Here is a 12,054-nt window from a genome sequence, read left to right on the forward strand (position 1 = left end):
AAGCACAGGCATCGTACCTGTGCTTTTCTTTCGATTAAAAATTAAAGTTATCTGGATCTGGACCTGTGCGCTCATCTTCATTGAGCTGATCAATGACACCCATCTCATGTGTGGACAGCTCGAAATCGAAGACTTGTGTGTTTTCGATGATTCGACTCTTCGTCACAGATTTTGGAATGGTGATAATGCCATGCTGCAAGTCCCAGCGAAGAATCACTTGCGCTACTGACTTATCATGTTTTTTCGCGATATCCTGAAGAACAGGATGGTTTAGAAGCTTCCCGCTTCCTAATGGTGACCACGCCTCTACATGAATTCCTTTCGATTTGCAGTAGTCTCGTAAAGGCTCCTGCGTCAGCTTCGGATGCAGCTCGATTTGATTCATCATTGGCACAACTTCAGCCTCTTCCAATAAATCCTCTAAATGATGCTGATGGAAATTACACACTCCGATCGCTCGAACGCGTCCATCCTTATATAGTTTTTCTAGCGCTTTCCATGTTTCTTTATATTTGCCTTCAACAGGCCAATGAATTAAATAAAGGTCTAATACATCTAGCCCCAGCTTGTTCATACTTGTTTCAAAGGCTTCGAGTGTTGATTCATAGCCTTGATCATTATTCCAGACCTTTGTCGTAATGAATAGATCATCGCGAGAGAGGCCTGATTGCTGAATGGCTTTGCCTACCCCTTCTTCATTTTGATAGGCTGCTGCTGTATCAATGCTGCGGTAGCCCGCTTCAAGAGCGTCTTTGACTGCATTTACAGCCTCATCTCCATCTTTTACCTGCCATACACCAAAGCCTAGCTTCGGCATTTTTACTCCATTTGCTAATGTGACTGTATCTGTTAATCCACTCATCAAACAAACCTCCGCTTCCTTTTTACTTACCAAGCACTATACCCGAATTTTCTATTGATCATGCATGACATTCTGACTGAGTTATTTGATATATTTTCCCATATCAACTTGATTGGCGTCAACGATTTGATATTCGCTGATCCGATTTTTTGTTTTAGAACCATCATATGTTTCTAAATAAGCTTGATCGTAAAAGATGAATCCGTATATCACTTTGCCATCCTCTAACACCCTGATCCAATAAGACTCTTTTGTGTCTTTTTTAGAGTCATTTACCTTCTTTAATTTCATACCCGAAAATTCCTTGAGTAACTTTTGAATATCCGCTTTCTTTTCCACCATAACACGCTCATTATCATGCTCAATTTGAATCGAAGTCACCTTGTTATGATCAATTGAGGCCACATCATCAAAAGAGTATGTTTTTGCATTGATTATAAAATAAAGACCAATTCCTAATAAAATAATGACGACTAAACCAATTATCCACTTTTTCAACCTAACTCCTCCTTCTATTCACACCACACCTATTAAAACAGCGAAATCCAATCATCCTCCTCAGAGAATACCTGAATTCCGTGCTGTTTAAGCAAGGCGGATGTCACACCATCACCAGCTTTTGTCCTGCCGTTAAAATCTCCGCGATAAATCATCCGGCTGCCGCAGGAAGGGCTGTACTCTTTTAACACTACCGCTGTCGCTTTCAGAGACTGAACCTGTTCCAGCGTGGCCGTCGCACCTTTTACATACATCTCTGTGACATCAGTTCCATGCACATCAATCACGGAGGCGAGGCCCTGTAATACATCATATCCGTCTCCGCCAATGATTTCCGCGGGAGGTCTTGGCGTGGAGAAGCCGCCAAGCAGCTCAGGGCAAACTGTGACTGCCTTTCCCTCTTGAACAAGCTCCTCAATACGCTGATCTAATCGATGGCTGCCATTATAACGAACCTTCATCCCAGCAAGACAAGCACTGACGACAATCATGTATGTTCCTCACTTTTTTTGCTGACTTTAAAATAAATACATACAGGCAAGAAACATATCGTATTCACCAAAAAGGGCAGAGCACAATACAAAGCAGCAGCCCAAATTGATCCTTCAACTCCTGTGATGCCAAAAAAGTAAACAAATAATAGCAAGCTGACAAACAATCCCACGAATGGCATGATGAATGCGTATTTTTTATAATTTTCTATCATTTCTTTCTCCAGTGAAGCTCCCTCCCTTTCATCACGGCTAAGAACAACGTTAATATATGTTAATTTTACCATAAAAAAACCGAAACCATCATCTTCTTTTGTGCGATGGTTTCGGTTTTTTTATCTATATCTTTTCTTTCCAAGCCTTTAAGAAGCGCTCAATGATTTGTAATTCATCCTCATGAAATTGGTGGAGAAATTCTAAATAGGACGTGACTGCTTTATCATGTAGTTCATCATGCAGCGCAGCCAATTGCTGGCCTTCCTCTGTCAAAGAATAATAGACAGATTTCTTATCCCCTTGCCGGTGGCAATAGTCCACCATGCCTTTTTCAATTAGTTTTTTCACGGCCTTTGTAATAGCTGGCTTTGATAGTTTCAGTTGTTGAGATAGAAATCTATTATTTGATTCGTTTGGATTGGCTTGAATCATTGATAAAATGTGAAGCTGTGTGAGTGTCCATTCTTGTTTGAGTGTATCAGTCGTGGTAATCAGTGGATCTGTTGGATCATTCCGTCTCTTTTCCCTATGCATAATCAGATCTTGAATCGCTTTTAATACAATCTGTTCTTTTGTTTCCATCTGAACCTCCACTCTTAACTGGTTAATAAAATGGTACTAATAATTAAGAAAGGAGTCAAAAGAAATGTCGACGTGAGTAAAATAATAGGTCAACAGACCTGAAAATTGCATATGTACTTTTTTACTAGATTCCACTCATCCTGTCACATGCTATAATCATGGGGATGTCATCCAATTTATCATACTGAAAAAGGTGAGCTAAATGAAACGCGAACAACAAATGGCCGTTCGCCAATTAGAAGAAAAGATACACCTGTTTTCTTCTGCTGTGAACGGAACCTTTCTCGCAACTGACGATTTCGTTCTATCCAATACTCATATTTCGACTGACACGTTCAATTTGCTCTTACCGACATCAGCTCAAATCCAAGATCCGAAAAAAGTGAAAGCAGCCATTGAACACATGCGGTCACAGAAACTCATCTTCAGCACATGGATCGATCATCATTTACTCCATCCTGATTGGGCTGACTTATTGAAGGAATATCAGCTTCAAGAGGTCGAACGCAATACCATCATGATGCTTGAGCATACAGGTGATATTGATCCAGTCATATCCTCATCACTTACAATCAAGGAAGTACTTGATGAGCAGACACTCTTTGATTACAAACATATCTTTATTGAACTATTTAAAGGGTCTGCTGAGGCCGCCGCCTTAGAAGTTTATTTCCAGCGTTTTTCGATTGAAGCATTACACTCAAAAGCCCGCATGTTCGTGGGGTATGAACACCATAAGCCGGTCACAACAGGCTTATTATTCGAGACAAACGACAGCTACGGTATTTATGATGTCATAACAAGGGCAGAACACCGCGGAAAAGGACTTGGCAGTGACATGTTTCATTACCTTCTAACCCAGACAGAGAATAAACAAAAGTGTGTCATCTTACAAGCATCAGCGGACGGCAAAAATATTTACCAACGTGCCGGCTTCCAACCAATCAGCGAAATGGCCGTTTTTGAATAGAATGGTATTTTGAATTTGAAATGAACATAAAAAAGCTGCCTATCTTTAGGCAGCAATAGATTGTTGACAAAGGGCTAAAATGATCTTGATTTTAGCCCTTTGTCTTCTATTCAGCATGATGCTGACGATCCATATAAAGCGGCGGTCTCTTAAGCGAAATCACCGCACAGCTAAAGGCAATCAGTACAAACACAGCACCGAATTTAGCCAGATCAACAGATGAACCGGTCATCGTAAACATGACTCCGCCAACCGCTGATCCAATCGAAATGCCGATTTGCAAGGCCGATGTATTTAAGCTCTGCTGAATATCCGACGTGACCGGATCTGTTTGAATCAAATAGCTCTGCAAAGCAGGCGTCAATGCCCAGCTGAGCGCACCCCAAAGGACAACCATCACCATAAAGAGCGCGAACACACCCGCTGTATAAGGAATGGTAAACATGACAACCGCAAACGCTATTGTCACAAGTAAAATGGCTTTCCCTGAACCCAGTCTGTCACTCAGCCAGCCGCCAAACCCATTCCCGCCTATAGACGCAAGCCCGAAGATCAAATAACAAATACTAATCCAAAACGGGGTCATATGCAGAACTTCCATCAGAAATGGCGTGAAATAAGAATAAAGCATATAATGCCCTGCAAGCATAAACAAACTAATCAGGTGTGCACTAAAAATTTTCGGATGCCCTAAAGAGCGAATCTGCTCTCTAAGAGGCGTCACTTTTTCAACAGGCATTTTTTCCAATAGAAAATAGATCAGCACCATCGATATGGCAGAAAGAATACTGATTCCTAAAAACATCACTCTCCAGCCAAAGCTCTCAGTAATAAAAATACCGATCGGTACACCGAGAACAAGTGAAGAACTAATTCCTATAAAAATCAGCCCTAAAGCCTTCGCACGATGCGCTGGTTCCACTAATTTGGCAGTGATCGTCAAAGATAACACCACCACAAGCGCTGTGCTCATTGCGATCAATACCCTTGAAATCATCACAAGGGCAAAGGTCGAACTAAAATAAGTGAACACATTTCCTAATGTAAACACCAATAACGCGATTAAATAAAGACGCTTTCGTTCGATTTTGGCTGTCGCAGTCAGCAGCACGGGTGCTGAAATGGCATACACAATCGCAAATACCGTAATGAGCTGCCCCGCTGTTGCCAGAGACACATTCAAATCCTCTGCAAGGCTTGGCAGAATGCCCCCGACCACAAGCTCAACTAATCCAACCGCAAAAGTAGAAACGGCTAATAAATATACTCTCCAGTTCATGTCTAACATCCCTTCTGTATATCATCGCTTTCACTTTGATACAGGGTGCAGACAAACAAAAAAACCCTGATTACAAAAAAGGAAAGCGCGCTTTTGTAATCAGGATTTATCGGATCCTGGTAGAAACCCTCAAACCATATTATTGAGGTTATACAAGTCTATTTTTTTCTTCAAATATATTAGCATAGCCTTTCATAACTCGCAAGCTGTAAAAATAGAAAAATACTGCCATTCCAATCCTAAAGCAAAAGGCGCTGTAAAGGGAATCAGAACAACTTGCTTTCTCCTCCATTTACAGGTAAACTGATGAAAAATCAACGAACAGGATCAACGTAGATCTGGAATAGTAGCTTGAATCGATCTTTAACAGAGAAGGAACGGTGCTGAGAAGTTCCTACTGACATCTTCAAGTGAACCTGCCGATTTAGTTCTGTTTCATACAGCGGTTCATACCGTTATCATGATTGAGTGTAAAGCTGTGCTTTAAATTAGGGTGGTACCACCAGGAATGGTCCCTAACTTAAAGTACAGCTTTTTTGTTTTTTAAAAAGGAGGAACCTGCAATGTCAAAGAAACAATTTGTTGAGAAAATTACAAGCATGGAAGACGACTTTGCCCAGTGGTATACAGATGTTGTCACAAAGGCGCGGCTCGTCGATTATTCAAGCGTGAGAGGCAGTATGATCATTCAGCCGTACGGCTTTAAAATCTGGGAGAATATTCGCGACGAACTTGACCGCCAGATTAAAGAGACGGGTCATGAGAATGTCTATATGCCGCTCTTTATCCCAGAGAGTCTGCTACAGCAGGAAAAGGATCATATCGAAGGCTTTGCTCCTGAAGTGGCGTGGGTCACACATGGCGGTGAATCCGAATTACAAGAAAGGCTCTGCGTCAGACCAACCTCTGAAGTGCTGTTCGCTGAGCATTACAAAAACATTATTCATTCCTACCGCGATTTACCAAAGCTATATAACCAATGGGCCAATGTCGTCCGCTGGGAAAAGACAACACGTCCCTTCCTCAGAACCCTTGAATTCCTATGGCAGGAAGGGCACACGTGCCATGAGACTGAGCAAGAAGCGATTGAAGAAACAGAAAGAATGCTTCACACTTACGCTTCTCTTTGCGAAGATCTCCTTGCCATTCCTGTCATTAAAGGGAGAAAAACAGAGAAGGAAAAATTCGCCGGCGCCCGCTTCACCTATACGGTCGAAAGCTTGATGCATGATGGAAAAGCGCTCCAAACTGCCACTTCTCATTTCTTCGGGAACGGATTTGCCAAAGCATTTGGCATCGAATTCTTAAACCGTGAAGGAAAACTAGAGCATGTCCAGCAGACTTCATGGGGCTTCACAACAAGAATCATCGGCGCCATGATCATGGTACATGGCGATGACAGAGGCCTTGTCCTCCCGCCAAATATTGCGCCAACCCAAGTGCGTATCGTGCCAATCGCTTCTCATAAAGAAGGTGTGCTGGATCATGCCTACGAATTGAAAGATCGCCTCGCCCGCATCGCACGTGCTGACATTGACGCAAGCGATAAACAGCCAGGCTGGAAATTCAACGAGTGTGAAATGCAGGGTATTCCGCTACGTGTAGAAGTAGGACCAAAGGACATCGAAAAAGGACAGGTGATGCTCGCACGACGAGACACTGGTGAAAAGCAAGCCGTCACGTTAGATGCACTTGAACAAACCATCACAGCAATGCTTGAAGACATCCAGCGGACTATGTACGAAAAGGCGAAGGAACGATTACATGAAAAAACATCACAAGCCCTCACAATCGAAGACATCGAGCAAATTCTTGCGAAAGAAAACCGATTGATTAAAGCCATGTGGTGTGGTGACGAAGCCTGTGAAAACGACATTAAAGAAAGAACAGGGGCGACTTCACGCTGTATCCCATTCGAACAGGAAACCATTTCTGAGACATGTGTCTGCTGCGGAAAGCCTGCATCTGATATGGTGTTCTGGGCGAAAGCCTATTAAGAATATGAACGATAAAGAAGCATCTCTCATGATGCTTCTTTTTTTGTTAAAAAGACCCAAACACCCATTGACCTGACCTGCATGATCCCCTATAATTCATATTAATATAATCGGTTTTTAAGACTTTAACTGGAGTGGTGATACATGAAACGCTGGCCCTCATTCTTTGCCGAACGCTGCCCTAAATGTAGAACAGCATTAGAAGTCTCAAAGTCCAATGCCCTGCAAGGCAAAGTCGTGAAAACATGTCCCAACCTTCATTATCAAAAAGAGTACCACCCCGCACTAGAAACGTATATCGAGCACGATGACGTCAAATAAAAAAGACCAACACGTTTGCTCTGTTGGTCTTTCCTTCATAAAATATCCAGCCAAATTTTGACCGCTGTCGCTGTAATCATTACAGCAAGTGCCCATTGTAAATAGACGGCATTGATTTTCTGACCGACCTTAGCACCAATCGGGGCACCTGCCAAACTTGCCACCATGAGTACAACAGCAGGAAGAAGCATAACTTGACCCGTCAGGATCTTTCCAGTCGATGCGCCTATGGCAGACAGAAACGTAATCGCAAGTGACGACGCAATCGTCATCCGTACAGGAATTTTTAAAATAGACAGCATCACAGGCACTAAAATAAATGCACCGCCTGCACCTAATACCCCGGAAACACTGCCAATCACAAAGGCAATAACTGATGCCAGCCCTTTATGAAAAGTCACTTCACTCTCTGCCTCTGCAAGCTGCCCTTTTTTCGGAATCAGCATAAGGATAACTGCCACAATAGCGAGCAATCCATAGACGAGATTCATTCCGTTCTCTGGCATAAAATGTGACACATAACTGCCTATTAAGCTGCCCGCCAATATACTGCTCCCCATATATAAAATCAACGAGCGATGTAAATATCCGCTTTTCCGATACGCCAGTACGCCGCCGAGTGTCGAAAAGAGCACTTGAATGGCGCCAATCCCTGATACCTCGTGCGCTGATAATGCCATCACACCCACAAGAGGCGGGATATAAAGCAGCATAGGATAGTTGATCACAGATCCTCCAATTCCGACCATTCCTGATAAGAAGGAACCAATAAGTCCGATAATAAAAAGTGTCATCAAAAACGCTAAATCCACGCTGGTCTCCTCCTTTGCAAAAGGAAAAGGGGATCTTCATCAGATACCCCTATATCCTTCAGGACCCTTTTCTCACCCAGAACTTCAGCACGTGACCTTCTTCTGTCTGCGTGATCAATTCATGTCCGCTTGACTTCGCCCATGCGGCCAAGTCAGCTTTAGCCCCTTTATCTGTTGCATGTATTTCTAAAACTTGACCTTCCGCCAAGTCGTTCATTTTTTTCTTCGTTCGAATAATGGGCATTGGGCATGCAAGCCCTGTTACGTCTAATAGTTGATCAGATGTCATTTGATCGTTCCTCTTTTCTTATTTTATTGAACATTACCGAATCGCACAACGGTTTGGACCAATTTCCATTTCCCGCTGCTCTTCATCGTCTGGAGTCAATTTCCCCATATTGGTATACCGAATGTCTTGATAGGCGTTTGGCTGTGCAGGAAGATTCTTCGTGACCATTTGTCTAAATACATCTTCATCTTCAATGTTCAGTCCATGATTTTCTTCAAATAGAACGCCAAGTTCCTTCCAAACACTTCCGTCTTCATTCACTTCTTCCATGATCATGAAATGCGCAGGTAAAACAATGAATTCTTTCGAAAGCGCCATATATCGGTCATAAAGTGTTTCTCTCAAATCACCTACCCAGTCCTCCGCCAGTCCAGCGAGATCAGGTCTTCCGATGGAATCAACGAACAGAATATCACCTGAAAGAAGAAATTGATTGTCTACGATAAAAGATGTTGAACCGATCGTATGTCCCGGGGAATAAATGGGTTGAATGTCGATGGAAGCTGTTCCAATCGTTATCCGCTGTCCTTCTTCAAGACGTTCATATTCAAAGGTTACCTCTTCTGCATCTTTTGGCGGCAGCCAGTAAGCAGCTCCTGTCTGATCAGCCAGCTTTTTCCCACCAGAAATATGATCTGCGTGAAGGTGAGTATCCAACACATGCGTCACAGAGACATCATGCTTTTTCGCAAAATTGATATAGACCTCCGTCATTCTAGCTGCATCCACAACCGCAGCTTCTCCATTTGACATGATCATATAGGATAGACATCCCTTACCCATTCGTACAAATTGATACAACTCTCCGCCGCCGCTTAAATCACCGATCTTCACTGGCTCGACATGCTCACTCCATGCCTTCATACCACCTTGTAAATAACTGACCGTTCTGCCCGTCTCTGCCAGCATCTCCGCCACCATAATAGAGGAGCCCTCTTTGGCACACACAACGAGCACTTCACGGTCTGTTGGTACTTTCTCGATCATATCCTCTACGCCATCGAGAAGCTCAAAGTAAGGCACATTGATATAATCAACGGTTTTTCCTTCAATCTTCCAGTCCTGCACATCTGATTCGTTTCGTACATCTAACAAAAAGAGAGGCTCTTTGTTGATGATTTTTTTAGTTAACTGTTCTGCTGTCATTGCTCTTACAGTCATGATTCATTCAGCTCCTATTTTTCAATCTCTCCTGTCCAGCTGTTCATGCCTGGCACTATATTCACTAATTGTTGAAATCCTTTTTCTTTTAACTTTTGCGCGGCTAATTCACTTCTTCTGCCTGAATGACAGATGAGGTAAATAAGCGTATCCTGACTCAATTCTTCTGCACGGTGTTCGACTTCTCCAAGAGGGATGTGAACAGCTCCTGGAATATGACCCGCCTCGTATTCATCCAGTTCCCGTACATCTAAAATAAACAAAGATTGATCTTCTTTTACCTTCTGTTGGAACGTATTCAAAGACATTTCCGAAATCATTGACTCCCCTTCTTTCTCTTGTACTCCACCCTTACGTATCAAATGATGAAGCACCTGTCCTTCTACTTTTGTTCCTAAAAATTCGTGGCCGGCACTTTTTGACCATGCCGCTAGATCCGCTGCTGATCCTTTATCGGTAGCTTGCACCTCAAGCACGTCTCCTGGTAATAGCTCATTCATTTGTTTTTTTGTTTTCACAATCGGCATCGGACATGCCAATCCTTTTGCATCTAAAATGACAGTTGGTTGCTGCACGTGATGTCCTCCTTCATATAGGGGTGGGGGTATATTTTATACATACTTAATGCCAAGCATTCATGCCACCCTTGATATTCGTAATTTGTGTAAATCCTTGCTTCTTCAATATTTTAGCTGCCTGCATACTTCTCATCCCGCTTTGGCATATCACATAGACCTCTTTGTCTTTCGCAAGCTGATTTGCTCGTTCTTTTAGCTGAGGTAATGGGATGTTGCGAAATCCTTTAATATGGTTTGTTTGAAATTCTACAGGAGACCGAACGTCAATCAGTTGTTGATGCTGTCTACGTAATTGAGGTTTCATATCGGCTGCATCAATTTGTTTTACACCCTTTACAGGAAGAAAACGGCTCACCAGCAAACCAATGACGATGATGATCAAAAGTGTTTGAATCATGTGTTAACACCTCACTAGATAAATAAATTCACATTCCCAATTTCAGCCTCTGCTAAATACGCCGCCACACCAGCATATTGAATATCATCTAATAATTCTTTCTCCTGCAGCCCTAAAAGGTCCATCGTCATTGTACATGCCACGAGGTTAATCTCCTGCTCTTTCGCCATATCTATGAGCTGCGGCAAGGTCATCGCATTGTGCTTCTTGATGACGTGCTTAATCATCTTTGGGCCCATTCCAGCAAAATTCATCTTTGAAATGCCCATTCGATCAGCCCCGCGTGGCATCATCTTGCCAAACATTTTTTCTAAAAAACCTTTTTTCATTGGCACCATCTCATCCTTGCGCAAAGCATTCAACCCCCAAAACGTATGAAAAATCGTCACCTCATGATCATAGGCCGCTGCACCATTAGCAATAATGTAAGCCGCCATCGCTTTATCATAGTCTCCACTAAATAGCACAATCGTCGTGCGTTTTTTCTGTTCTTCCATTCTGCTCCTCCTTTTTTAATTACCCTCGGGGGTATATATAAAACAAAAAATATATACACATACCGGTAAGGGTATATTATAACAAGTAAAAAAATCCGTCAACCTCCAAAGGCTGATGAATTTCTTACCGGCTTTTCACCAATAGCTCAACCGCTTCTTTCACAAGACCCTCCGTATCCTTGCCTTTTTCAAGACTTTCGCGGACACATTGCTCAAGATTTGTACTCACAATCACACCCATTGCCCGATCAATGGCATTGCGTGATGCAGACAGCTGCGTCACCACCTCGCGGCAATCCTTTCCCTGCTCCATCATTGCTAAAACCCCTTTAATCTGGCCTTCAATGCGGCGAAGACGGTTCTTCATCTGTTGATTATATTCCAACCACAAGCACTCCTTTCTATTCTTTCTATGAACAGATAGTATACCCTAATAGGTATTTAGTCAAACGACTTGCATTCTCTTTTGTAGAGAACTTATATGAAAATAATTGCACATATCACCATTTATTGATAAAAAGAAGATTAACACGAACGAGAAATCATGTAAAAAAAGGGGCCAGCCCATGACATTACATCACTATATTGGATCAAACAAAGAACTGCCACTTGGTACCTTTGGTCAAAATCCTACCTATAAACCGTTCTCTGAACTCAATATCAGAGCGTTTGATAAAAAACAAAAAAAGCCCAAAACCCATCACAAAGATAAGCCTTTGATAGAAGTATTCGAAACAGAAGAGGACTTCGCTGGCATTCACATTGCTTATATAGATCCCGTCTATGAAGCGGTAAGAGACAAATTCACGCATCCTTTTGTTTATGAGTTAGACATCATTCATTCTCTTCGTCCGCTTTTTCAATTCATTGAAAAACTGCTGTCAAAAGGAGAAACCATCGAAATCTATTCTTGTGTAGATGGACTCGAAACGAAAGAAAAGGATGATCAATTGGATGTAGAAATTGACCTAACCAAAAAACGGTTTGGGAAACATATCGATTTTAAAGAGATCGATGAACTGATTGATATGTTTGAATTAGAAAACTTACAATATGTGTTGGTGAAGAAGTAGACCTCCTGCGGTAAAAGTATAGAGAAAAGGA

At 42.3% G+C, this 12,054-nt stretch carries 17 protein-coding genes and 1 riboswitch; of the genes, 4 read left to right on the top strand and 13 right to left on the bottom strand.

What is annotated here, in order from left to right:
* Nucleotides 1-34 precede the first annotated feature (34 nt).
* From V6Z54_RS06075 to V6Z54_RS06095, 5 genes are all read right to left on the bottom strand, one after another.
* Complete coding sequence (locus tag V6Z54_RS06075) at nt 35-862, bottom strand: aldo/keto reductase (protein ID WP_338527819.1); 828 nt, start codon at nt 860-862, stop codon at nt 35-37.
* An 81-nt stretch (nt 863-943) separates the two neighbouring features.
* Nucleotides 944-1,360, bottom strand: a complete 417-nt coding sequence (locus tag V6Z54_RS06080) for a hypothetical protein (protein ID WP_073978668.1) — start codon at nt 1,358-1,360, stop codon at nt 944-946.
* A 32-nt stretch (nt 1,361-1,392) separates the two neighbouring features.
* Nucleotides 1,393-1,851 (bottom strand): DUF523 domain-containing protein, encoded by a 459-nt coding sequence (locus V6Z54_RS06085; protein ID WP_041088822.1) that lies wholly within the window; start codon nt 1,849-1,851, stop codon nt 1,393-1,395.
* Entirely contained in the window at nt 1,848-2,138 is a 291-nt protein-coding gene (locus V6Z54_RS06090; RefSeq protein ID WP_231120160.1) for a hypothetical protein, read from the bottom strand. Before V6Z54_RS06090 ends, V6Z54_RS06085 begins: the two co-directional genes overlap by 4 nt.
* Before the next feature lie 52 nt (nt 2,139-2,190).
* On the bottom strand, nt 2,191-2,649 hold the full coding sequence (locus tag V6Z54_RS06095) for a MarR family transcriptional regulator (RefSeq protein ID WP_338527820.1): 459 nt from the start codon (nt 2,647-2,649) through the stop codon (nt 2,191-2,193).
* Between the two features lie 202 nt (nt 2,650-2,851).
* Between V6Z54_RS06095 and V6Z54_RS06100 the strand changes: the two genes are divergently transcribed.
* On the top strand, nt 2,852-3,619 hold the full coding sequence (locus V6Z54_RS06100; RefSeq protein WP_338527821.1) for a GNAT family N-acetyltransferase: 768 nt from the start codon (nt 2,852-2,854) through the stop codon (nt 3,617-3,619).
* 106 nt (nt 3,620-3,725) lie between these two features.
* Here V6Z54_RS06100 and V6Z54_RS06105 read toward each other — a convergent pair whose 3' ends face one another.
* Entirely contained in the window at nt 3,726-4,898 is a 1,173-nt protein-coding gene (locus V6Z54_RS06105; protein ID WP_041088815.1) for an MFS transporter, read from the bottom strand.
* Nucleotides 4,899-4,974: 76 nt separating this feature from the next.
* A riboswitch (purine riboswitch) is annotated at nt 4,975-5,074 on the bottom strand.
* Between the two features lie 387 nt (nt 5,075-5,461).
* Between V6Z54_RS06105 and proS the strand changes: the two genes are divergently transcribed.
* Nucleotides 5,462-6,895, top strand: a complete 1,434-nt coding sequence (gene proS / locus V6Z54_RS06110; protein WP_073978670.1) for a proline--tRNA ligase — start codon at nt 5,462-5,464, stop codon at nt 6,893-6,895.
* 144 nt (nt 6,896-7,039) lie between these two features.
* A complete protein-coding gene (locus V6Z54_RS06115; RefSeq protein WP_164512187.1) occupies nt 7,040-7,216 on the top strand; it encodes a hypothetical protein in 177 nt (58 codons plus the stop codon).
* Between the two features lie 35 nt (nt 7,217-7,251).
* Here V6Z54_RS06115 and V6Z54_RS06120 read toward each other — a convergent pair whose 3' ends face one another.
* The 7 genes from V6Z54_RS06120 to V6Z54_RS06150 all read right to left on the bottom strand — a co-directional run bounded on the left by V6Z54_RS06120 (nt 7,252) and on the right by V6Z54_RS06150 (nt 11,335).
* Nucleotides 7,252-8,028 (bottom strand): sulfite exporter TauE/SafE family protein, encoded by a 777-nt coding sequence (locus tag V6Z54_RS06120; RefSeq protein ID WP_073978671.1) that lies wholly within the window; start codon nt 8,026-8,028, stop codon nt 7,252-7,254.
* Nucleotides 8,029-8,086: 58 nt separating this feature from the next.
* Nucleotides 8,087-8,317 (bottom strand): sulfurtransferase TusA family protein, encoded by a 231-nt coding sequence (locus V6Z54_RS06125; RefSeq protein WP_073978672.1) that lies wholly within the window; start codon nt 8,315-8,317, stop codon nt 8,087-8,089.
* Nucleotides 8,318-8,350: 33 nt separating this feature from the next.
* Complete coding sequence (locus V6Z54_RS06130; RefSeq protein ID WP_338527822.1) at nt 8,351-9,478, bottom strand: MBL fold metallo-hydrolase; 1,128 nt, start codon at nt 9,476-9,478, stop codon at nt 8,351-8,353.
* A gap of 14 nt (nt 9,479-9,492) precedes the next feature.
* On the bottom strand, nt 9,493-10,053 hold the full coding sequence (locus V6Z54_RS06135) for a sulfurtransferase TusA family protein (RefSeq protein WP_058837228.1): 561 nt from the start codon (nt 10,051-10,053) through the stop codon (nt 9,493-9,495).
* Between the two features lie 46 nt (nt 10,054-10,099).
* Nucleotides 10,100-10,453 (bottom strand): rhodanese-like domain-containing protein, encoded by a 354-nt coding sequence (locus V6Z54_RS06140; RefSeq protein ID WP_041088804.1) that lies wholly within the window; start codon nt 10,451-10,453, stop codon nt 10,100-10,102.
* Between the two features lie 14 nt (nt 10,454-10,467).
* Nucleotides 10,468-10,950: a DsrE/DsrF/DrsH-like family protein gene (locus V6Z54_RS06145; RefSeq protein WP_041088802.1), complete on the bottom strand. Its 483-nt coding sequence runs from the start codon at nt 10,948-10,950 to the stop codon at nt 10,468-10,470.
* 124 nt (nt 10,951-11,074) lie between these two features.
* Entirely contained in the window at nt 11,075-11,335 is a 261-nt protein-coding gene (locus V6Z54_RS06150) for a metal-sensitive transcriptional regulator (RefSeq protein ID WP_060699802.1), read from the bottom strand.
* Nucleotides 11,336-11,516: 181 nt separating this feature from the next.
* On the opposite strand from V6Z54_RS06150, the gene V6Z54_RS06155 reads away from it, so the two are divergent.
* The gene (locus V6Z54_RS06155; RefSeq protein WP_073978675.1) at nt 11,517-12,023 is read left to right on the top strand and encodes a hypothetical protein; all 507 of its coding nucleotides are present in this window, start codon (nt 11,517-11,519) and stop codon (nt 12,021-12,023) included.
* Nucleotides 12,024-12,054 lie beyond the last annotated feature (31 nt).

This window comes from Bacillus sp. MAG717A (assembly GCF_036884855.1).
Taxonomy (GTDB): Bacteria; Bacillota; Bacilli; order Bacillales; family Bacillaceae; genus Bacillus; species Bacillus safensis.